Annotated in this window: 21 protein-coding genes; all 21 read left to right on the top strand. The window is 65.1% G+C overall.

All coding sequences use genetic code 11. The annotated features are described in order from the left end of the window. Positions 1-504, top strand: coding sequence for a hypothetical protein (locus ACFJI2_RS12570; protein WP_377705327.1), 504 nt, complete (start codon positions 1-3; stop codon positions 502-504). 131 nt (positions 505-635) lie between these two features. Then, on the top strand, positions 636-1,148 hold the full coding sequence (locus ACFJI2_RS12565) for a lytic transglycosylase domain-containing protein (protein WP_377705326.1): 513 nt from the start codon (positions 636-638) through the stop codon (positions 1,146-1,148). Further along, a complete protein-coding gene (locus tag ACFJI2_RS12560) occupies positions 1,145-1,993 on the top strand; it encodes an OmpA family protein (RefSeq protein ID WP_377705325.1) in 849 nt (282 codons plus the stop codon). The genes ACFJI2_RS12565 and ACFJI2_RS12560 overlap by 4 nt, the downstream gene beginning before the upstream one ends. Further along, positions 1,994-2,353: a hypothetical protein gene (locus ACFJI2_RS12555; protein WP_377705324.1), complete on the top strand. Its 360-nt coding sequence runs from the start codon at positions 1,994-1,996 to the stop codon at positions 2,351-2,353. It abuts the gene before it with no gap. 18 nt (positions 2,354-2,371) lie between these two features. Further along, positions 2,372-2,671 carry a type IV conjugative transfer system protein TraL gene (gene traL / locus ACFJI2_RS12550; RefSeq protein ID WP_377705323.1) on the top strand — a complete coding sequence of 100 codons (300 nt, stop codon included), beginning with the start codon at positions 2,372-2,374 and terminating at the stop codon, positions 2,669-2,671. A gap of 9 nt (positions 2,672-2,680) precedes the next feature. After that, positions 2,681-3,244 carry a type IV conjugative transfer system protein TraE gene (gene traE / locus ACFJI2_RS12545; RefSeq protein ID WP_377705322.1) on the top strand — a complete coding sequence of 188 codons (564 nt, stop codon included), beginning with the start codon at positions 2,681-2,683 and terminating at the stop codon, positions 3,242-3,244. Then, positions 3,234-4,049, top strand: a complete 816-nt coding sequence (locus tag ACFJI2_RS12540; RefSeq protein WP_377705320.1) for a type-F conjugative transfer system secretin TraK — start codon at positions 3,234-3,236, stop codon at positions 4,047-4,049. The genes traE and ACFJI2_RS12540 overlap by 11 nt, the downstream gene beginning before the upstream one ends. Beyond that, entirely contained in the window at positions 4,046-5,413 is a 1,368-nt protein-coding gene (locus tag ACFJI2_RS12535) for a TrbI/VirB10 family protein (protein ID WP_377705319.1), read from the top strand. The genes ACFJI2_RS12540 and ACFJI2_RS12535 overlap by 4 nt, the downstream gene beginning before the upstream one ends. Further along, the gene (locus ACFJI2_RS12530; RefSeq protein ID WP_377705318.1) at positions 5,397-6,206 is read left to right on the top strand and encodes a DsbC family protein; all 810 of its coding nucleotides are present in this window, start codon (positions 5,397-5,399) and stop codon (positions 6,204-6,206) included. The genes ACFJI2_RS12535 and ACFJI2_RS12530 overlap by 17 nt, the downstream gene beginning before the upstream one ends. After that, entirely contained in the window at positions 6,187-6,765 is a 579-nt protein-coding gene (locus ACFJI2_RS12525) for a TraV family lipoprotein (protein WP_377705317.1), read from the top strand. Before ACFJI2_RS12530 ends, ACFJI2_RS12525 begins: the two co-directional genes overlap by 20 nt. An 18-nt stretch (positions 6,766-6,783) precedes the next feature. Next, the gene (traC, locus tag ACFJI2_RS12520; protein ID WP_377705316.1) at positions 6,784-9,345 is read left to right on the top strand and encodes a type IV secretion system protein TraC; all 2,562 of its coding nucleotides are present in this window, start codon (positions 6,784-6,786) and stop codon (positions 9,343-9,345) included. Next, positions 9,342-9,695: a hypothetical protein gene (locus tag ACFJI2_RS12515; protein ID WP_377705315.1), complete on the top strand. Its 354-nt coding sequence runs from the start codon at positions 9,342-9,344 to the stop codon at positions 9,693-9,695. Before traC ends, ACFJI2_RS12515 begins: the two co-directional genes overlap by 4 nt. 29 nt (positions 9,696-9,724) lie before the next feature. Next, complete coding sequence (gene traF / locus ACFJI2_RS12510; protein WP_377705314.1) at positions 9,725-10,225, top strand: conjugative transfer signal peptidase TraF; 501 nt, start codon at positions 9,725-9,727, stop codon at positions 10,223-10,225. A gap of 10 nt (positions 10,226-10,235) precedes the next feature. Further along, positions 10,236-10,916: a type-F conjugative transfer system protein TraW gene (gene traW, locus ACFJI2_RS12505; protein ID WP_377705313.1), complete on the top strand. Its 681-nt coding sequence runs from the start codon at positions 10,236-10,238 to the stop codon at positions 10,914-10,916. A 68-nt stretch (positions 10,917-10,984) separates the two neighbouring features. Then, positions 10,985-11,974: a TraU family protein gene (locus tag ACFJI2_RS12500; protein ID WP_377705828.1), complete on the top strand. Its 990-nt coding sequence runs from the start codon at positions 10,985-10,987 to the stop codon at positions 11,972-11,974. Next, positions 11,961-12,605 carry a type-F conjugative transfer system pilin assembly protein TrbC gene (trbC, locus tag ACFJI2_RS12495; protein WP_377705312.1) on the top strand — a complete coding sequence of 215 codons (645 nt, stop codon included), beginning with the start codon at positions 11,961-11,963 and terminating at the stop codon, positions 12,603-12,605. Before ACFJI2_RS12500 ends, trbC begins: the two co-directional genes overlap by 14 nt. Positions 12,606-12,607: 2 nt before the next feature. Then, positions 12,608-13,918, top strand: coding sequence for a conjugal transfer protein TraN (gene traN, locus ACFJI2_RS12490; RefSeq protein ID WP_377705311.1), 1,311 nt, complete (start codon positions 12,608-12,610; stop codon positions 13,916-13,918). Then, positions 13,912-14,307 (top strand): hypothetical protein, encoded by a 396-nt coding sequence (locus ACFJI2_RS12485; RefSeq protein ID WP_377705310.1) that lies wholly within the window; start codon positions 13,912-13,914, stop codon positions 14,305-14,307. Before traN ends, ACFJI2_RS12485 begins: the two co-directional genes overlap by 7 nt. Further along, a complete protein-coding gene (locus tag ACFJI2_RS12480; protein WP_377705309.1) occupies positions 14,304-15,140 on the top strand; it encodes a conjugal transfer protein TraF in 837 nt (278 codons plus the stop codon). Before ACFJI2_RS12485 ends, ACFJI2_RS12480 begins: the two co-directional genes overlap by 4 nt. Before the next feature lie 9 nt (positions 15,141-15,149). After that, positions 15,150-16,568: a conjugal transfer protein TraH gene (locus tag ACFJI2_RS12475; RefSeq protein ID WP_377705308.1), complete on the top strand. Its 1,419-nt coding sequence runs from the start codon at positions 15,150-15,152 to the stop codon at positions 16,566-16,568. A 19-nt stretch (positions 16,569-16,587) separates the two neighbouring features. Continuing rightward, positions 16,588-19,404: a conjugal transfer protein TraG N-terminal domain-containing protein gene (locus ACFJI2_RS12470; protein WP_377705307.1), complete on the top strand. Its 2,817-nt coding sequence runs from the start codon at positions 16,588-16,590 to the stop codon at positions 19,402-19,404. The last annotated feature ends 158 nt before the right edge of the window (positions 19,405-19,562 follow it).

Here is a 19,562-nt window from a genome sequence, read left to right as displayed (position 1 = left end):
ATGACTACCGCCTACGTTTCAATCGACCACACGCTGCGGCTGGGGCCATGTGATCCGCTGGCCATGCCTGCGAATGCGCGCAGTGGCGACACTGTGGGTACGCGCGTCTGGCTGGACGAATTCACCTGGCTGGAGGCGTTGTTTAACGATGCCGCCAACCGTTCGCCCAAGCTGCGCTATCCGGACCTGATCAGCGCCTGCGTGTCGCTGGTGTTCAAAGCGCCGATGCCCGAGCAACGCATCTTCGCCTTCCTGCACACGCGGCTGGTACTACGTGACCAAGAAACGGCACGCCGGCAGGAAGACATGTGGCGTACCCAATACCGGCTGCTGCTGGCGCTCCAGAAGTCCGAGCAGAACCGTCATCCTCATCCGCAGTTTAAGCTGGACCACTTTACCACTGCGTGCGTTGCACTGGCGATGGAAGAAAAAGGAGCGAAGGAAAAGCTATTCGAACAGGCGCGCCGCAACATCGCCCTGCGCGCTGCACCATATTCCACCTGACGTGTCCCGCGCCGCAACGGCGCGCACCTTGCTGTTCACCGCGCCCGGCTAACGCCGGCATACCCGAAGCCACCTGGTTCCTCGCGAGAGTGCGGGGCTGATTCCATGTCGGGCTATGCCGCGAGGTGAAGATGCGCACCCTCATTCATTCCATATTGCCGCTGCTTGTCATGCCGGGACTGGCGAATGCCTGCTGGGAACAAGCAGCGCGGCAACGCAACGTGCCTGTCGTCTTGCTGCAGGCGATGGCCGACGTCGAATCCGGCATGAACCCGGCCGCCGTCAACAAGAGTCATTTTCAGCGCACCGGCACGGTCGACATCGGCTACATGCAGGTCAATTCCGATGCACGCATATTGCGTAACTTGGGCGTTACCCAGCGCGCGCTGTTCGATCCCTGCACCAACATTGACGCTGGTGCGCGTATTCTCGCTGAGAAGATGGGGCGCTATGGGCGCACATGGGAAGCCGTTGGTGCCTACAATGCCTCGTGCGTCACCATGACCGCAGAGCAATGCCTGCGCGTGCGCATGCGCTATGCATGGCGCGTGTACCGGTCGCTGGTGCGGCGAACAGCGCCGGTGAGCGGCGATGCCGCCCGGCTGGCAAGCTCCGCCACCGTTTCCTCTGTGAGCGCGCGATGACGCGCCGCACTGCGTTGATGGCGGTGATCGCCGCCGTCTCGGCGAGCGGGCCGATGCTGCTTGCAGGCTGCGCAGGCGCGGCGACGCGTACCGACACAATGCCGGCGCGCGCGGACCATCCGGCGACGCATTTTCGCATCGCACAGTTCAATCAGGGCCATGTCCGCTATTTCGCACTCTGTCTTGAACCGGCATGCCCATCGGTGACGCCCAAGACGCCATCCGAGGCTACAGATCCTGCAGCCCACACTGACACCGAGGCGAGAGCATCTTTCACGGGGACGCCCGAAGCCGTGCCCGACACGCTGGTGATCCAGTTCCCGAGCGGCTCCGCTGCGCTTGGTCCCGGCGAGGCGAGGGCGTTGTCCCAGCTGTCCGGGGCGATGCACGGTACCGGACGGATCGCGATCGCCGGGTGCACGGACAGTACGGGAAACGATGCGGTCAATCACCGTCTCGCGTGGGCGCGGGCGCGCGTCGTCGCCGACCATTTGCGTGACCAGTTGGGTGTGGCGCCCGGGCGCCTGTCGTGGGAAGGGCGCGGCGCGTGCTGCTACGTGGGGGGACAATCTCACCAGCATTGGCCGCCAGGCCAACCGGCGCGCCGAAGTCACATGGCATTCCTTCCTGGAGAGCCAGCCATGAGCGTCGCACATGCATTGCATACGAAGCGTCCGAACGTGCCGCGCCGGCCGTCGACGCGATCTCGCGGCAGGCGTTTCCCGCGCGGGCGTCAGCGCCGCTGGGCCATGGTGCGGGGACCGCCTGCGCCTAACCGGCTGCCAAGAGACGCGCATGGCGCCGCATCAAAGAGCGTGTCGAATGTGAATTTCAAGGAGGACTGAATGAGTACGTTGAGTTCGTGGGCACCGCTGCCCACATCCTGGCGCCTGCCGCGCAAAGGCCTGAGTGCCGTCGCATTGATGGCGCTGATGCTGCTGGGGCTGCTGGTAGCCGCTCCAGGTCAGGCGATCGATCTGGTCGCGTTTTCCGGCCTGACCGGCCCACTGGTGTCCGCGCTGGCGCAGATGGCCGATCTGGCGCCGGGTATCAAGGCGATGGTCGGCTTCATCGGCTTCGTGGTGGCGCTGATCTCGCTGGCGGCGCTGCGCAACTTCGGACCGGTGCTGTTCTATATCGGTCTGGCCATCTTTGCCGCGGTCGGTCTCGTGATTGCAGGCGCCATCATGGGCGCGGTGATCTAGTAGGGCAGGGAGGACGGGATGCTTGCCGATACCTACATTCCACGCCGGTTGGACGATCAATGGAAGATCGGATTATGGGACGTCGATGTGGCGGCGCCCGTCCTGTTCATGCTGTTCGTTGGCTACTTGGCCAACACGCTGTGGGGCTTTGCCGTGGCCAGCGCCATCGGCCTGTATTTTGCCCGTCTGATGGCGCGCACCAAGGCCGACAAGCATGCCGCCTATGCCTTGCACTGGCTGTATTGGTATTTGCCCACCAATCCCGTGAGCTCGATGCGCGCCACGCCGCCGTCGCACATCCGGCGCATGGTGGGCTAAGGAGGGAACATGGACAACACCCGCTACCAGGACGATCTGCGGGACCTGCGCGCGCGTATCCGCGCCCATCGCCTTGCCTTGGGCGTGCTGTGCCTGTGCCTCTTGGTCACGCTCCTGATCACGTATTCGCTGGTGGGCGCGCAGCGCGTGGTGGTGACGCCGCCGCACGTGACCAAATCGTTCTGGGTGTCAGGCGAGCGGGTCGGCAGCGCCTACCTGGAGCAAATGGGTGGCTATGTCGCCTGGCTGATGCTGGACCTGACGCCCGCGTCGGCCGGCTGGAAAAAGGATGCCCTGTTGAGCTTCGTGGCGCCGGAAGACTATGAGGCGCTCAAGCTGCAGATGGAGCTGGAAGCCGAACGCCTGCGCAAGATCAACGGCTCCACCTACTTCCAGCTGCAGCAACTTGAACCCGACGAGGAGACGCAGACGGTGCTCATGACAGGACGGCTGCGCACCCTCATCAACGGGCAGGAGACGTCGCTGCTGCAAAAGCGCTTTCGGGCTAGTTTCCAGTTTCGCGGCGGGCGCACCCATCTGAAAACATTCAAGGGGGTTGGCAATGAACAGTAAGCATCCAGCCATGCTGCTCGCACTGGCATGCTGGGCGGGTGGCGCTTATGCCGCGCAGCCGCGCGAGGTGCGCGATGGCGAGACCATGGAGGCGGCGATCGCCGCCGATGCGCCGACCCGCGTCCGGCTGGAAGGGCAACGTATTGTCAACGTGGTGGGCAACATCCATTCCACCAGCAACTGCGATACTGCGTCGCCGGCAGGCAACGCGCCGCTGGCCACGTCGCCCTTGGCCGCGCCCGCCGTCAATCCGCGCGGCGACGTCATCCTCAACTGCGACCTGGACAAGGGCGAAATCTATGTGCGCCCGGCCGCAACCGGCCATGCCGGCCAGACCCGCCCGATCAGCCTGTTTGTGTCGTCGCCGCGCGCGACCTACACGCTGCTGCTGCGCCCCGCCCAGATGCCGGCCGACAGCCTCGTTTTGCGCGACCGGCGCAGCGAAGTAAGCGAGCCCGCTGCCAAGGCCGCACGGCCGCAGGCCACCAGCCACGTGCGCGCGTTGAAATCGATGTTGATGTCGATGACGCAAGGGCGGCTGGCGGACGGCGTGCGCGCCCAGCAGCTGGATGTGATGCAAGCGTTGTGGCGGGAGGCCGAGTTCAGGCTGATTCGGCGCCACGAGGCGCGTGCGCTGCTGGGCGAGACCTACCGGCTGCGCAACACCAGCGCGGCGCCCATGGTGCTGGCCGAGCAGGAATTCGATCAAGACGGCGTGCTGGCGGTCGCCATCGAGCGGCACAACCTGCCGCCGGGCGCCGTCACCTTGGTGCATGTGATCCGCGCACAGGAGGGCACGCCATGAGCCTCCGTGAAAAATGGCGTACCGCAACCGGCCGTCTGAGTACCCGGCAGCGGCAGTATCTGATGGCGGCCGGCATCCTGGCCGGCGGGATCGGGACACTCTGGCTGGTGCTGACGCTCGCCGGCAGTGACAAGGCCAAGGCGGCGCCGCGCGCGGACCGCGCCAAGGAGAAAGTGGTGGTCAAGCCCGAACAGGAGGGCGTCACACCGCTGCGTGTCGACCCGCTCGACCAGTGGGTGGGCACGGCCGGCAAGACCTTGGCGCAATACAAGGTGGACAAGGATGCGCAGGACCGGTTCAATCTCGACCGCAAGGCGGGGGAACAATCGCTGATGCAGCGCCTGGCCGAACTGGAACGGCGCCAGCAGGAGCAAGGCCCGGGCGGCTCGCCTGGGCCGGCGGTGGCAACGCCGCAGGTGCCGACGCCCGCTGCGGCATCCCCGGTGCCTGCACCCGCTGCCGTGTCGGCCGCATCCCCGCGCTCAGCCATGCCGCCGCCGGATATGCCGGGATTCCCGCCAGGCTCACCGGTGGCGCCCGTCGTTGGCCCCGGCATGGGGCCGAGCGCCCAAGCAGCGCTGGCTGAACCGCCGCCGGTACTGGTCCGTGTCAGTCTGGCCGTGCCGGCCACCACCGCCGGGAGGGCGCCAAGCGGCGAGGCCGATACACAGGATGCGCAAGGGGAGCGGGAGGAGGAAGGCGGCGTACTGGAGAGCTATTTACCGGTCGGCTTCATTCGCGGCGAAACCTTGAGCGGCATTGCCGCACCGACCGGCGGCCAGGCGCAGGCCAACCCGCTGCCGGTGCTGATCCGGCTGCTGGACAACGCCGTGCTGCCGAACCACTATCGCGGCGAAGTGAAGGAATGCTTTGTCATCGCCTCCGGCTACGGCAGCATCAGCGCCTCGCGCGCCTATCTGCGCACGGTGAACCTGTCCTGCGTGCGCCGCGACGGCCGCACCCTGGAGGTGAAGATCGACGGCAACGTCCACGGCGAGGACGGCATGCTGGGCTTGCGCGGGCGCCTGGTTACCATGCAGGGCCAGATGCTGGCCAACGCGCTACGCGCTGGCATCGTCAGCGGCATCGGCCAAGGCTTCGCCCAAGGCGGCGCGACCTACTCGGCAACGCCGTTCGGCACGCTCACCACCGGGCCCGAGGGCATGGATGAGCGCATCCGGCGTGGCGTCGCGGGCGGCGTCGGCCGCGCGCTGGACAACCTGGCGAACTACTACATCAAGCTGGCCGAGGAGACCTTCCCGGTCATTGAAGTGTTCGCCAAGCGGCAAGTGGACATTGTGCTGACCAAAGGCATTCGGCTGCCACGGCTGGGCAAGGAGGCGCGCGATGACAGTACGGATTAAGTGGCTGCCGCTGGTGCTGGCGGCGGCGCTGCAGCCAGCCATGGCAGGCCGGACGGAGGACGCGTTGCTGGCCAGCCTGCGTCAGGCCCATCCGGCGACCCGTTTCGACCGCGTGGCACCGACCCCGGTTCCGGGCCTGTACGAAGTGTGGATGGGCGAGAACGTCGCCTATGTGCGTCGCGGGCATGTGCGCTACCTGGTGTTCGGCCACCTGTTCGACACCCGCCGGATGCAGGATGTGACGGCGTCCCGCAAGGCCGGCGGCATAGCCAGGCAGACGCCCCTTGTGGTCGATGGCAGCGCATCGGATGGTGCAGTGGACCTGCCTACAATACCGGTCGAAGACGCCATTGCGCTGGTGCGCGGTACCGGTGCGCGGCGGCTGCTGGTGTTTACCGACCCGGCCTGCGCCTACTGCCGCCAGCTCGACGCCGCCTTGCGGCGCCTGCGCGACGTCACCGTCCTGCACTACCTGTTGCCCTATCAGGGGCGCCAACTGCCCGAGGCGATCTGGTGCGCCCAGGACCGCGACGCGGCGTACGCGCGCGCCATGGCCGATGGCGCCATGCCAGCCGGCCCTGCGCAGCCCTGTGCCAGCCCGCTGGAGCGCAATCTCGCGCTGGCGGCCCGGCTGGGCGTGCAGGCGACGCCCACGCTGGTGTTCGCCGACGGCAGGCGGATCGCCGGGGCGTTGGGCAGCGACGACATCGAAGCCGGATTGGCGCGCGCCGCCGGCGGGATTGATCAGGCTGACAGCCTGGCAAGGAGCGGACATGGAACACATCGGCAGTAGCAAGATCATGGCGCGCAAACTGCGCGCGCTGGCCCTGCTGTCACCATTGGCGCTGGCCGGCTGCGGCAATCTGTCGGGCCTGGACGGCTCGCCCAAGTTGAGCTGCAAGGCGCCGGAGGGCGTGCACTGCGCTTCCGTGTCCGCCAACTACCACAGCCGTTCTGTCTCAAGTGTCGATGGCGCGTCTCGCCATGAGGCCGCGTTGGCCCGGCCGCTGGCGACGGAAGCGCCGCAGACTGCCGCGCCGCCGGGGCTGGACCCGGTTGCCCTGCGCTCGCCGGTGCGGGTGCTGCGGCTGTGGATCAAGGCCTGGGAGGACAGCGACCGCGATCTGGTCGACCAGTCCTACGTTTATGTACGCATCGACGACGGCCAATGGCAGCTGGCGCACGCCCAGCGCGCCGCGCGCGAAGCCTACGCGCCGCTGCGTCCGCCGCCATCGCGGCCGTCCGGCCAAATGGAAGCCGCCGCCACGCCGACGGCGGCCAGCGACGGCGCCGAGGTGGCGCGCGCCGCCGCCGCAGCCGCGCCGCCGGCCGCGGCGCCGCTGCGCCAATAGTTAGCCAGGGAGGACATCATGCTTGAGACTGCAGAAGGGCCAGCCCAGCGCGGCCCGCGCCACATCCTCGACTGGCTCGGCCTACGTGCCGGCAACGACTCGCCGCCGGAGCAGTTCGCGTCCTGGCTGCCCTATGGCGCCTACATCTCCGACGTGCAGCTGTTCGTCAACCGCAACGGCTGCCTCGGCTTCGTGCTGGAGGTGCTGCCGCAGTGCGGCGCGGACGAACGCATGGTCGAGGTGCTGGTGAGCCTGTACATCAACTGCCCGGTGGGCACCGGCATCCAGTTCCACCTGTTCGGCGCGCCCCACGTGCGCAACATCCTGCGCGAGTACGCCAACTTGCGGGTGGAGGATGCCGACCAATACGAGCAGGGCAGCCGCTACGGCCGCCCGGCGCGCAACAGCAACCTGTACCGCTCACTGGCGCGCCAGCGTGTGCAGCACCTGCTGGCCGGCACCATGCGCTCGCTGAGCGCGGCCCATCATTTCACCATGCGCGACTTTCGGCTGCTAGTCTCGGTGACCTTGCCGGGCCACGGCGCGGACGAGCGGCGCCTGGGCACGCTGTGCGCGCTGCGCGATTCGATGTCGGTGACACTGGCCTCGGCCTCGCTGCCGAACCGGCATTGCGACGCGGACGGCTTGATCAACTGGTGCGCGCAGTTCACCAACCCGGACCGCATGGCGCGCACCGATCTGCCGCAGCTGCACTACGACGAGGGGCGCGAGATCCGCGACCAGATCGTCGACTTCGACACCATCCAGGATGCCGGGCCGGAAGGGCTGCGCCTGTCCAAGCTGGCCGGCGGTACGCCGCTGGAAGCGCGCTTTCTGTCGATCAAATCGTTCCCGCAGCGCTTTGCGCTGTGGCGCATGGGCAGCCTGATCGGCGACCTGATGCAGCCCCCACTGCAGTACAGCGCACCGTTCCTGCTGACCATGGGGGTACATATCCTCGACCACGCCGAGACGCGCAGCGCCATTGCCACCAACCATTTCCGCGCCAACCAGAACGCCAGCAGCAAGCTGGCCGATATCATGCCCGACGTCGAGCAAAAACGGGAGGACTGGAAGGCGGCCGCCAACGCGGCGGACGCGGGCGGGCGCCTGGTGTCGATGTACCACCAGCTGGCCATCTTTACTTCGCCGGAGGACGCGCCGCAGGCGTGCGAGACAGCACGGGCGATCTGGCGCGCCAGCGGATTTGAACTGAACGCCGATGTCTTCAAGCAGCGCCAGGCGCTCCTGGCCAGCCTGCCGATGACACTCTCGCCGGCTTTTCACGGCGACCTGCGCAAGATGCGCCGCGTGACGCGCAAGACCACGGCCAACGCGATCCACCTGGCCCCCTTGATCGCCGAATGGCGCGGCACCAGCACGCCGACGCTGGTGCTGGCCGGGCGGCGCGGCCAGGTGACCACGCTCGACCTGTTCGACAACGACCTGGGCAACTTCAACGCCGCCGTGGTGGGCGCGCCCGGATCGGGCAAATCGGTCTTCCTTAACGAACTGGCGTGGTCGTACCGCTCGGTGGGCGCCAAGGTCTGGATGATGGACCTGGGCCGCTCGTTTGAAAAACTGTGCCGCAAGGCCGACGGCGCCTATATCGAGTTCACCGCGCACAGCGACATCAACCTCAATCCCTTCTCGGCCATCAACGACATCTGCGACGACATGGACATGCTGGTGCCGGCGATCGCCAAGATGTGCTCGATGCAAAGCCGGCTGGAGGAGGTGCAGTACAAGGCGATCTCGGCGGTGCTGCTGCGCCAGTGGCAAAAATATGGGCGCGACATGACGATGACGGCCATGCGCGACGCGTTCAAGAGCGGCGCGATCCCCGACCTGGGCATTCGCGACGATCAGCGCATCCGCGACTTGGCCATCATGCTCAATCCCTATTCGAAGGATGGCCAGTACGCCCGCTTCTTCGAGGGCAGGAACAACGTCGATTTTACCAACGACTTCGTCGTGATCGAGAACGAGGAATTGAAGCGCCGCCCCGACCTGCACGCCGTGGTCAACATCCTCATGATGTACCAGATCACGGGGGAAATGTATTTGACGCGCAACCGCAAGAAGCTGCTCATCATGGATGAACTCAAGCAGCAGCTGGGCGAGATCGGCAGCGACGATCCGCTGAAAGCTGCCGTGGTCGAGGAGGCGGCGCGCCGGGCGCGCAAGTACGGCGGCGCGCTGGTCACCGCCACCCAGGGCGCGGACGACTATTACGGCTCGGCGCAGATGGAAGCTGCGTTCGACTGCTCGGACTGGGTGTTCCTGCTGCGCCAGAAACCCGAGTCGATTGAGTTGCTGGACCGCAAGGGGCGCTTGCTGATGGACGCGGCCAAGAAACGCCTGCTGAACTCCCTGCGCACCGAGGCCGGCGCCTACGCGGAAATGTACGTCTCGTCGCCGGTCGGCGAGGGCGTGGCGCGCCTGGTTCTGGACCCCGCCACCCACCTGCTGTTCTCCAACAAGCTGGAGGACAACAAGCCGATCGACGCCTTGCGCGCGCAGGGCTACAGCATCGACGAGGCGATCACGCGCATCCTGGCCGAACGGGGGCACGCATGAAACCGGTGCTGGTAGGCGTGCTGGCCGCCGTGCTGATCAACGCGGCCGCGCTGGCCGGCTACCACCAATGGCTGGTCAAGCCCATCCCCGTGGTCGGCGTGGTCGACGCCTGGCAAGTATACCGGGAAGAGCAGACGCGCCACTTGCGGGCCATTTCGTCCAGCACCGACGCGCCGGCGCGCGACAAGGCGCTGGCCGCCGCGGACCGGTTTGTCGCCGCCTATCCGGCCCGCCTGGCCGAACTGCAGCGCGACTGCGCCTGCCTGGTGGTGGACCGCTCGGCCATCGCGGCACTGCCGGCCGGCGTGGCCGACCTGACGCCGCTTCTGCGGCAGCGGGTGCGGCCATGATGGCGCGCCTGGCGTACCACCTGCGCAGGATGCGCGCTAACTGGCCGTGCTACGCGCTGCTAGCGGCGGTGTGGCTGCTGGCCTGCGTGCGGGTGTTGGTCGATCCCGTCCCCCGCCTGCCCATCCTGTTCAATGTCACGCGCAGCCTACCGTACCTGGTGGCGGTGGTGGACTACCGCGCGCGCGGCGTGGCGCGGGGTGACTACGTGATCTTCTCGTTCCGGGGCGAGGCCGTGCGCCACGTGCCGGGCCTGCGCGGGCAGCCCTTCTTCAAGCGGGTCGCCGGCGTGGCCGGGGATCGCGTCGAGGTGCGCGGACGCGCAGTGCTAGTCAATGGCGTCGACGCCGGGCTGGCCAAGCGCTACGCCGTCGTGTCGCGCGTGGCGCTCGAACCGATTGCCGCCACGGTGATCCCGGCCGGCTACCTGTACATGCAGGGCATGGATGCCGACAGCTTCGATTCGCGCTACCGCCTGTGCGGGCTGGTGGCCGAGCGCGATGTGCTGGCCGTGGTGCGGCCGCTGTTCTGAGGAGCGAGCGATGACGAGGCGGTATAAGGGATGGTGGATGCGGGCGGGACTGTCAGCTTGGGCGGCTGGGGCGGCAGTGGCGGGCCCGGGCGCGCAGGCCGCATCGTTGGGCGCGATCGGACCGGTGTATCGCATCGCCGAGGAAGACCTGCTGGCAATGATCGAACGCCGCCTGCGGGAAAAGGAGGCGAACGGCGAACTGGCGCAGCTGCGCGGCCACGCCGTCGAGCGTGCCCGGCAGGGCGTGCTGCGCCCAGCGCCGCTGGGTCTGCCGGTGGCGCGCACAGCGCGCACCTTCCACTACGATCCGAGCTATGCGCTCGAGCGCAACATCGTCGACGCGTCGGGCAAGCTGCTGTTCCCGGCCGGCACGCGTGCCAATCCGCTCGACATTGTGCCTCTGACGCGCCGTTTGCTGTTTTTCGACGCCCGTGACGTGCGCCAAGTGGCATTGGCGGCCAACTTGCTCGGCACGTACGCCGGTGCGGTCAAGCCGGTGCTCACGGGCGGCTCCTACCTGGAGCTGATGCGGCGCTGGCGCGTGCCGGTCTACTACGACCAGCGCGGCCTGCTGGTGCGGCGCCTTGCCATCACCCACGTGCCGGCGCTGGTGTCGCAGGACGGCAGGCGGCTGCGTATCGACGAGCTGGTACCGACCGAGGCGGCAGCGGCCAGGGAGGAGCCGCCATGAACATGATTGCACACTGCCTGGCCGGCTTCTTCGGTCGAGCTGTCGGGCGCAGCCTACGGTCCGCCCGGATGGCAGGCGCCATCGCGCTGGCCGCGGCCTGCCACAGCCCGCCAGCGGGGGCGGTCGGCATCTGCAACGGCCGCTTTCCAAACCCCATCGCCGACATCTGCTGGAGCTGCCTGATGCCCATCACCCTGGGCGGCGGCACGCTGGCCGACCTGGGCGGGCAGGGCGATATCCCGAACCCGGCCGATCCCCTGTGTTCCTGCGGCGTGAACCCGACGGTCGGGCTGTCGATCGGCTTCTGGGAGCCGGTGCGCCACGTGGAGGTGGTGCGGCGCCCGTTCTGCCTGGTGTCCCTGGGCGGCGTCGACCTGAACCCCGGCATCGCGGCGCCCGATGCCGGCCGCGCGGTGGACGCCAGCGGCGAACAGAACAGTTTTTATCAGGCCCACTTCTACGCCAACCCGGTGTTGTACTGGCTGCAGGTGGTGGCGGACTTTCCCTGCCTGGAGCGCGGCGGGTTTGACCTGGCCTACCTGACCGAGGTCGATCCGCTGTGGAACGACGACGAGCTGACGTTGATCCTCAATCCGGAAGCGGTGCTGTTCGCCAACCCGGTGGCGCAAGCGGCCTGCGCGGCCGATTGCGTCGCCGCCACCGCCGGCTTCGGCCGTCCCGAGCTGTTCTGGTGCGCCGGCTGCCAGGGGGCGCTGTATCCGCTGGACGGCCATGTGCCGTACCACCTGGGCGGTGTGCGCACCGCCGAGTTGCTGGCGCAGCGTCTGACGGCCAAGCTGCACCGCGAGCTGGTAGCCTGGGGCCGTCACGGCGAGCCGGGCCTGTGCGGACCGTACTTCCTACCGGTGATGGACAAGCGCGCCTACAAGAGCCAGCTGACCTACCCGATCGCCGCCACCACCAAGGATGCCGGACGGTGCTGCCAGCCGTTCGGGCGTAGTACGGCGCTGTGGGGCGCCGGCAAGGAGTATCCGGTCCGAGGCGAGGATTTCGCGTTCATGCTGTTCAGAAAGGGGAACTGCTGTGTCGGATTCTGACTGCATCGTGTGCAATAGCGCGCGGCCGGCGCTGGGGCTGCTTGCCGCGCTGTGTCTGGCCATGTCGGCCGGCCCGGCAGCTTCGGCCGAAGCTACACCGAATGCCGCCACCCATCACTTTGACCGGCTGCCGCGCCCTCAATCCGGTGCCGGGATCGACCTGGCGCAGGTGGCGCGCGGCTATGAGGCCGCAGGCGTGGGCACGGTGCCCGCGAACACGGGACCGCGCCTGTCGGTGTTCATCAGCCTGTCCATGCCGGAAGGGACGCTGCGCCGGTTGGCGGCCGACGCCCCGCGCGCCGGCGCCGTACTGGTGCTGCGCGGGCTACTGGACGGCTCGATGACGAAGACCGCCGCGCGCATCCGCCAACTGACCGGCGGCGGCCAGGCCGTCGTTCAAATCGATCCGAAGGCGTTTGCCCGTTTCGGGATCTCGCACGTGCCGGCCGTCGTGCTGGCGCGCGAAGCGGCCGCAGCGACCGCCTGCCAGGAAAATGGCTGCGCAGCCCCCAACGGTTATGTGTCGGTGGCGGGCGACGTGACGCTCGGCTATGCGCTGGACCATGTGGCGCGCAGTGCTCCGGCGTTCGCGCTAGAGGCGCGCCGGCTGCGCGCCAGGCTGGAGCCGTGACCATGCGCCGCCTGACCGCCTGGCTGACCCTGTGCGCCCTGTTGACGGGACAGGCCCGCCTGGCGCTCGCCCAGCAGGACGACCTGGCCGCCGCGCGCGCGGCGAACCTTGCGGCGCGCGGCACGGTCAACGCCGCGTCGGCCGCCGCCGTGGTGCCGGGCTACAGCGACACGGCGCCGCAGTCGGCGCTGTACGGCCAGGCCAACCTGGCAAGCCAAGCGCGTGCCCAACTGGCGCAGTGCGCGCTGCATCCGGACCCGCAGGCGTGCGAGGCGGGCCGGCATGCGGTCGCGTCCGCCGCTACGCCGCGTCCGGCCTTGGCGCCCGGTGACGCCCAGATCGCCGGCGCGGCGGCCGTGGCGAGAAATCCGCTCGGCTCTGAATCGGCGCTGGCGGGCCTGTACGCGGGCTGCCCCGGACCGGGGCCGTGCCCGGCCAACACCTTCTGCCTGGGCGCGCGGTGCTTCGACACGGCCCAGGTACAAGATCCCGACTTCGCACTGGCCATGAGCTACCTAGAGGCCGCGCGCGAGGCCGGCGTGTATCTCGATCCGGCCACGCTGCGCGTGTTCGCCGGGGAGGACAACCGCTGCCGCGACCGGCTGCTCACCAATTGTTGCCAGAGCAACCGCGCCGGCGCCGGCTACAGCAACGGCTCGCTGTTCGGCGTGGGCTCGCATCTGGTATTCGACGTGTTGATGAACGCCAACAACCGCAGCTTCATCGCGGCCGGCATCAAGTCCATGCTGACCAGCTATGGTTTCAGCGGCACCTTCACCAGCTACGGCGTAACGGTGGCTGTGAACGGGGTCGCGCTGCCGGCAGGTTCCGTGACCATCGCCGCCGGCGAGAGCATCGCGGTGGCGTTCAACCCCTGGTCGCTGGCGATTACCGTGGTGTTCGCGGTGGTGACCGCCATGATGTCCTGCAACGCCGAGGAGGGGCAGTTGGCGATGAAGGAAGGCGCGCGCCTGTGCCGCAGCGTGGGCACCTGGTGCTCGCAGTGCATCCGGGTCCTGGGGCGCTGCGTGCGCTGCATCGAACGCACCACGTCCAAGTGCTGCTTCAACTCGGTGCTGGCGCGTCTCGTCAACGAACAGGGCAGGGCGCAGCTGGGCATGGGTTGGGGGGCACCGCAGAACCCGGCCTGCGGCGGATTTTCCGTCGCCCAGCTGCAGGCGCTCGACTTTTCCCGTTTCGACCTGTCCGAATTCTATGCCTCGATCGTACCGGCGCAGACCAACGTCGGCGCCCTGCAGGGCGCGGCCGCCGTCAGGGCGCCGCAATGCTACGCGCGGGGTGGGAAATGCTGAATCTTCGATACCTGGCCGCTGGCTTGGCCGTGTTGCCGCTGGCGTTAGCGATGGATGCGCCGGCGCGCAGAGCTCCAGTGGAGCAGTTCGCGCCGCTGCTGCGCGCCGCGCTCGACGCGCCAAACGGCATGGCGCACGGCGTGCTCGCCGGTTCGGTGGCGGTCGCCTTCAAGCGCCAGTTCGGCACCGGCGGGGATGTCGACATCGACGTCTCGACTATTGTGCGCTACGCCCAGCGGGGATGCGCCCGCCTGCGCGTCGACGTGTCGCAGGAAGGCGTGAAACTGTCCACCCAGGCGACGCCCCAGCAACAGCGGGTGCGCTTCGAACTGAACTACTGCAGCGACGGCCTGCCGCCGCGCAGCCTGGCGACGGGGGAGGCGCGATGACACGGCGAACCCTTCTGGGTGTGTGCCTGGCGCTGGCCGCCTGTTGCTGCGCTGCGCAGGTCTTCGATAGCGGCGAGGCGGCCGATGGCGAGCGCGCCGGCCTGCCCGATCCGCGCACCGGCTGGCATTTTCATCTCGATCCGCTGGCGCCGCCCCGTAAGGTCGCGTCGCGCCTGCCGAGCACCGGCGACGGCGAGCAGGCTGCGTTGGCCAGGTTTCGGCAATTGCAAAGGGAGGTCGAGGAGCGCCGCGCGCTGGCGGTGATCCAGCCGACCGAGCCGAACGTGCGCCGTTACATGGAGCTGGAAGCGAAGGTGGTCTACAACGCCTCGCGGTTTGCCGATGTCGCCCAGCGCATCGCCTGGTCCCATCCCGAACTTGATCCCGCCACGCAGGGCCGGCCGGTGAACGCCACCGCGCTCGAAGTGTTCGAGCAGGCCCGCATCCGCGAACGCAATGCCGTGCTAGCGCAGGTGGCCAGGGAGCACGTGCTGATGTTCTTCTTCCGGGGCGATTGCGGCTACTGCCACGCGATGGCGCCGCTGCTGCAGGCCTTCTGTGATCGGCACGGCATTCGCCTGGTGCCGATCAGCGTGGATGGCGGCGCGCTGGCGGGCTTCCCACAGGCGCGCAGCGACAACGGCGCGGTGCGTGCGCTGAAGGTGCAGCAGGTGCCGGCACTGTTCCTGGCGCAACCGTTCTCCGGGCGCATCGAGCCGGTGGGCTTCGGGGTCTTGTCCGAAGCGCAGCTGGCCGAGCGGATCGTCGCGCTGTTCGAGGGCCGGGATGGAAAGGGAACGCCGCCACCCGTGTTTTGGGGCGATCAACGATAGGAGGAAGTCATGAGAAGCATTGCGAATTGGATTTGCACCGCGGTCGGGGCCGGCGCGCTGTGCGCCGGCGCCAGCGCCGGGGACCTGAACGCGGCCATCAACACCATGTTCAACGACCTGGGGGCGATCGGTAACTATACCGCGCCGGGCGCCTTCAAGGGGCAGGTCTTCAATACCTACAGCGGCGGCAGCCTGATGCTGCGCAATCAGAACCGGACGTACCAGTTGATGGCCATCGACTTTCCGGCCGTGAAAGCCGGCTGCGGCGGCATCGACATCTATGGCGGCTCGTTTTCGCACATCTCGGCGGCCGAGTTCAAGAACATGCTGAGAAATATCACCGCCGCGCTGCCGGGCGTCGCGTTCCAGCTCGCTGTCGATTCGGTGTCGCCGCTCTTGGGCGGCGTGACGAAGTGGACCAAGAACCTGGAAAGCATGCTGACGCAGGCGAACATCAGCACCTGCAACACGGCGAAATCGCTGGTCAGCTCGGCGATGGAGGCCACCGGCGTGAGCGGCGACCGGCTTTGCGAGGACCTGGCAGTGACGCTCGGGCTGGAATCCGATTATGCGGCGGCGAAGGTGCGCTGCCAGACGGCCAAGCCGTCAGTGCTCGCCACCGCGCGCGCGTCATCCGATTCCCAAGTCCGAAACAAGGCACCGTTCGTTGGAAATTTGACTTGGAAGGCGTTGAAGCTGGCGGGCACCAACCTGGACGATCAGGAGAGAGAACTGATCATGAGTCTGGTGGGTACAGTGATCTTCTACGAGGATGGTCGCGATCCGGAACCCTTCGCACCGACGATCACATCCATTAATCGGCTTCTTTACGGCAGTGGCGGTACGCCAGGCGGCAATGTCGTCCAGGAGCTACTACGATGCAACAACTTTACCGAATGCGACGCGGTCACTATTCAGAGCAATTATTCTCACACGCCATTTACCCTGAAGGTTGAGAATCTGATGCGCTCCATTGCGAACAAAATTCTTACGCGTACGCCGATTCCGAACAATTCACCAGAGGTTGGCTTTGTGAATCAGACCACGGAGCCAGTCTATAGGATGCTCTCCATAACCACTGTTGTGCCGACGGCAGATCTTTCGGAAGACCTGATCGCCAGATTTCGCGAACTGATTGCCGCTGACTATGCCTACGTCTTCCTTGAGAAAAACCTTCGTCGAGGAATATTCGCGCTGGAGAAGGATTACTTGCTTGATCTGCCACAGGCTGAACGCGCTAGAGAACTGCGTACACGAGCGCAGGATTTGCTTACTCAGCTTTCGCAGGAGAAGGCACAACTCCACCAAAGAGTGGGGTCGATAAATGCAATAGCATCCAGCCTTGAGCAAATGGAGCGGCAAATGCGAAGCGCAATGCCCCAGCACATCCTCGATATGCTGGGCCGTCGCGCGGCCTACATGCAATAGTTGATCACGGGAGCCTGCGATGTGGGAAGTATATGCCTACCAAAATAATGACAGCTTGTTCGGTGTTCTGAATGCAATCGCGGCCATCTGCGGTTCCGGTTCATATGCGAGTGCCCTCGGCGTGGTTGCATTCTGCGGATTCTTCGCGGCGCTTGCGGCATACGCAATTGCACCGCAGAAGTTGCATGGCTGGTACTGGCTGGCGTCGATCACGCTAGTATTTTCGGTGCTACTCGTTCCCAAGGTGACCGTGGGAATCGTGGACAAGACGGGTGGGAGCGCAGTGACGGTTGTCGATAATGTGCCATTTGGCCTTGCCGTGTTTGGATCGGTATCGAGCACGGTCGGAAATACCCTGACTGAGCTGTACGAGACGGCGATGCAGGTGCTGCCAGGCGCCGCTGGCCTTCCAAGTGAACTTGCATACCAAAAGAACGGCTTGGTTTTCGGGAATCGCTTAATCCGTGAGACCAGTCGGATTGTGTTTCAAAATCCGAACTTCAGAACTGATCTGATCAACTTCATTAATAACTGCACCATGTATGACTTGGCGTCAGGGGCGCTGCAGCCTGAGGCATTCGCTACGTCGGGTGATATCTGGCCCCTGATGGCGTCGCCAAATCCGGCTAGGTTCACGCCAGTATCCGACGGAGCGGGAGGGATGGCAGTAGCGCCTTGCACCGAAGCATATACTAACCTTAACAGCAGATTGCCTGCCCAGTTGAGTCGCGCTCAAGCCTTGCTGTCGAGCCGGATGAATCCTACCCTGAGCGGGCCGTCGGCCGCGGCGGTAATCGCTGGGCAGATCCAGCAGGCCTACATCAAGAACGGAATCGCAGATGCAGCCGCGTCGGCTGCCGACATCATTCGCCAGAATGCTTTAATTAATGCGATGAGCGATGCATCCCTACTGGCCGGACAGAAAGTTAACGACCCCGCATCGGTGCTGCTTGCTGTTGGACGGACCCAAGCGGTGGCGCAGACGAACGCGGCCTGGATTAACAATGGGAAGGTCGCAGAACAGGCGCTACCGGTGATTCGTAACACAGTGGAGGCATTGGCGTACGCGATCTTCCCGATCGTGATTCTGCTCCTCATGCTGTCCGGCGGCCGCGAGACCGCGGTGGCGCTGAAGAATTACATTTCGTTGTTAATTTGGATCCAGTTGTGGCCCCCTCTGTATGCAATTCTAAATTACATGGCAATGATGTATGCGGCGAAAGATCTGGCTGCTGCGGCCAGTGTCGGCGGTGGCGCCTCCGCGCTGTCATTGCTGACGGCCCCGTCGATCTATTCGAACGCCATCTCGGGCGAAGCGGTAGTTGGCTACATGACGATGAGTATTCCAATGATTGCCTGGGCAGCGCTGAAACGCATGGAAACGCTCGGCAGTGCCTTGGTATCTGGCGCACATTCGCTTCAGTCCATGTTGACTTCGACGTCATCTGCCGCAGCAACCGGCAATGTGTCGATGGGGAACATGAGCATGGATCAGGTCAATCTCGCGCCGGCGCGTTCTTCCGCCTTTTTTGGAAGCAGACAAAACGACAGCAGCGGCACCACATATACCTCAAATGTGTTGAGTGGGCTGACTGCTGCCAAGGCGCTGGCCAACGAGGGGCCAGTGTCGCGCATAGTGGACGCCAAGATATCCCAGCAGCACGTGGAAGCGTCTTCTAGATCGGTCGCTTCAGCGCAAGCCGAATCTGTGGCTGCGTCTAACGAGAAAGCTGCAGCATTGAGTAATGCTCTGGTAAGTGCGAATGCACGAATACATGCGCATGGTCGTACGGAAGGTTCTAGCGTGTCAAGCGATGAGAGCGTTGGAGAGCGAATAGGCGAATTGGTGCAAATTGCCAGGTCTGTGGCGGCCACCACTGGCGCGAGCGAACAGCAGGTAGCATCAGTAGCATTTGGCGGCGCCTCGCATCTCGGAGTTGGCGTAGGGGGGGCCATGAAGAGCTTATCTCCGTTTGATGTGGGCGGGCAGGTCTTCGGCGAAGGGCGAAAACACTACTCTTCATCGGTGCAGAAACAGGACCAACTTATCAACAATGCGCTGAGCAGCGAGGATAAAGCGAAGTTCAAAGCATTCTCGGACACAGTTTCAAGAAACAAGAACTATCTTCAATCTGTCCTGGGGGAGAATCGAAATGGAAAAGAAATTGCCGCACGACTGACTGAGAGTTTGTCTCGCAGCGAGAGAGCGGACGCAAGTCTGCGCAAACAGGTGGAGTTCTCCGAGAGCGTTGCGAATGCATTTCAACGGGGAGAAACAGTTAGCAAAGACTTAGCCAAAGATCCGCAGAATGTCTCGTTGTTCGAGAAATTACTCCACTCGGATAAAGTGGGCAGTGCCGCAGAGTTAGTGAAGTTGGAATCCTTTCTCGGAAGCGTTACACGTGTTCCTGCGCCGGTTTCGAAGTCAAGTCGTTTACCTAGCTCATTTGATGAAGTTAAATCGGATTATCGTGAAGCAAAGAGTGCACTGGATCGTGGCACGATCTCAAAATTAACTACGACGGCAGAGGCTTATCGTGATAAGGTAAAAGACGCGCCGGCAGGAAATACACGTTCCGAGGAAAATGAGACATCGTCGGCGCGAAGCGAGGCAATACGCAATGAGATAAACCAGAGTGAGGCGAATTTGAAGGAGAAAGCAAAAGAGCGCGAGCAGAAATTTGAAGAGGAGCAGGTGGGCCGGACAAGAGATAACCACGTGTCAACTGAACGATCGCTGTTCAATAGTGTCAATGAACAAGTTAAAGGCGATCCAGATATTGTTTCGAGAAAATTGAAGGAGCTACTAAACAAGATTGAGACAAAATGGAAGTGACCTTTACCAGCGGCGTTCGTTGCTGTGAATTCGAAGCCGCCCGCGTGAATCGTGACCAAGTAGGGAGCTGGCGGCAAGGCGTGTGTCGACCTTGCTGCACAAAAATTGGAGCAGCCAATACACCAAGGCTAGGGCTAAGTATAGCGTGATAAAGGCTG

The sequence above is a fragment of the Pseudoduganella sp. UC29_71 genome (assembly GCF_042693265.1).
Taxonomy (GTDB): domain Bacteria; phylum Pseudomonadota; class Gammaproteobacteria; order Burkholderiales; family Burkholderiaceae_D; genus Rugamonas.
The sequence above is the reverse complement of the archived record's forward strand: the minus strand, read 5'-3'. Positions and strand labels throughout refer to the sequence as shown.

What these genes read in the sequence shown, in the direction of transcription:
- ACFJI2_RS12570 (WP_377705327.1), top strand. Translation starts at nt 1, where the DNA reads ATGACTACCGCCTACGTTTCAATCGACCACACGCTGCGGCTGGGGCCA.
- ACFJI2_RS12565 (WP_377705326.1), top strand. Translation starts at nt 636, where the DNA reads ATGCGCACCCTCATTCATTCCATATTGCCGCTGCTTGTCATGCCGGGA.
- ACFJI2_RS12560 (WP_377705325.1), top strand. Translation starts at nt 1,145, where the DNA reads ATGACGCGCCGCACTGCGTTGATGGCGGTGATCGCCGCCGTCTCGGCG.
- ACFJI2_RS12555 (WP_377705324.1), top strand. Translation starts at nt 1,994, where the DNA reads ATGAGTACGTTGAGTTCGTGGGCACCGCTGCCCACATCCTGGCGCCTG.
- traL (WP_377705323.1), top strand. Translation starts at nt 2,372, where the DNA reads ATGCTTGCCGATACCTACATTCCACGCCGGTTGGACGATCAATGGAAG.
- traE (WP_377705322.1), top strand. Translation starts at nt 2,681, where the DNA reads ATGGACAACACCCGCTACCAGGACGATCTGCGGGACCTGCGCGCGCGT.
- ACFJI2_RS12540 (WP_377705320.1), top strand. Translation starts at nt 3,234, where the DNA reads ATGAACAGTAAGCATCCAGCCATGCTGCTCGCACTGGCATGCTGGGCG.
- ACFJI2_RS12535 (WP_377705319.1), top strand. Translation starts at nt 4,046, where the DNA reads ATGAGCCTCCGTGAAAAATGGCGTACCGCAACCGGCCGTCTGAGTACC.
- ACFJI2_RS12530 (WP_377705318.1), top strand. Translation starts at nt 5,397, where the DNA reads ATGACAGTACGGATTAAGTGGCTGCCGCTGGTGCTGGCGGCGGCGCTG.
- ACFJI2_RS12525 (WP_377705317.1), top strand. Translation starts at nt 6,187, where the DNA reads ATGGAACACATCGGCAGTAGCAAGATCATGGCGCGCAAACTGCGCGCG.
- traC (WP_377705316.1), top strand. Translation starts at nt 6,784, where the DNA reads ATGCTTGAGACTGCAGAAGGGCCAGCCCAGCGCGGCCCGCGCCACATC.
- ACFJI2_RS12515 (WP_377705315.1), top strand. Translation starts at nt 9,342, where the DNA reads ATGAAACCGGTGCTGGTAGGCGTGCTGGCCGCCGTGCTGATCAACGCG.
- traF (WP_377705314.1), top strand. Translation starts at nt 9,725, where the DNA reads ATGCGCGCTAACTGGCCGTGCTACGCGCTGCTAGCGGCGGTGTGGCTG.
- traW (WP_377705313.1), top strand. Translation starts at nt 10,236, where the DNA reads ATGACGAGGCGGTATAAGGGATGGTGGATGCGGGCGGGACTGTCAGCT.
- ACFJI2_RS12500 (WP_377705828.1), top strand. Translation starts at nt 10,985, where the DNA reads ATGGCAGGCGCCATCGCGCTGGCCGCGGCCTGCCACAGCCCGCCAGCG.
- traN (WP_377705311.1), top strand. Translation starts at nt 12,608, where the DNA reads ATGCGCCGCCTGACCGCCTGGCTGACCCTGTGCGCCCTGTTGACGGGA.
- ACFJI2_RS12485 (WP_377705310.1), top strand. Translation starts at nt 13,912, where the DNA reads ATGCTGAATCTTCGATACCTGGCCGCTGGCTTGGCCGTGTTGCCGCTG.
- ACFJI2_RS12480 (WP_377705309.1), top strand. Translation starts at nt 14,304, where the DNA reads ATGACACGGCGAACCCTTCTGGGTGTGTGCCTGGCGCTGGCCGCCTGT.
- ACFJI2_RS12475 (WP_377705308.1), top strand. Translation starts at nt 15,150, where the DNA reads ATGAGAAGCATTGCGAATTGGATTTGCACCGCGGTCGGGGCCGGCGCG.
- ACFJI2_RS12470 (WP_377705307.1), top strand. Translation starts at nt 16,588, where the DNA reads ATGTGGGAAGTATATGCCTACCAAAATAATGACAGCTTGTTCGGTGTT.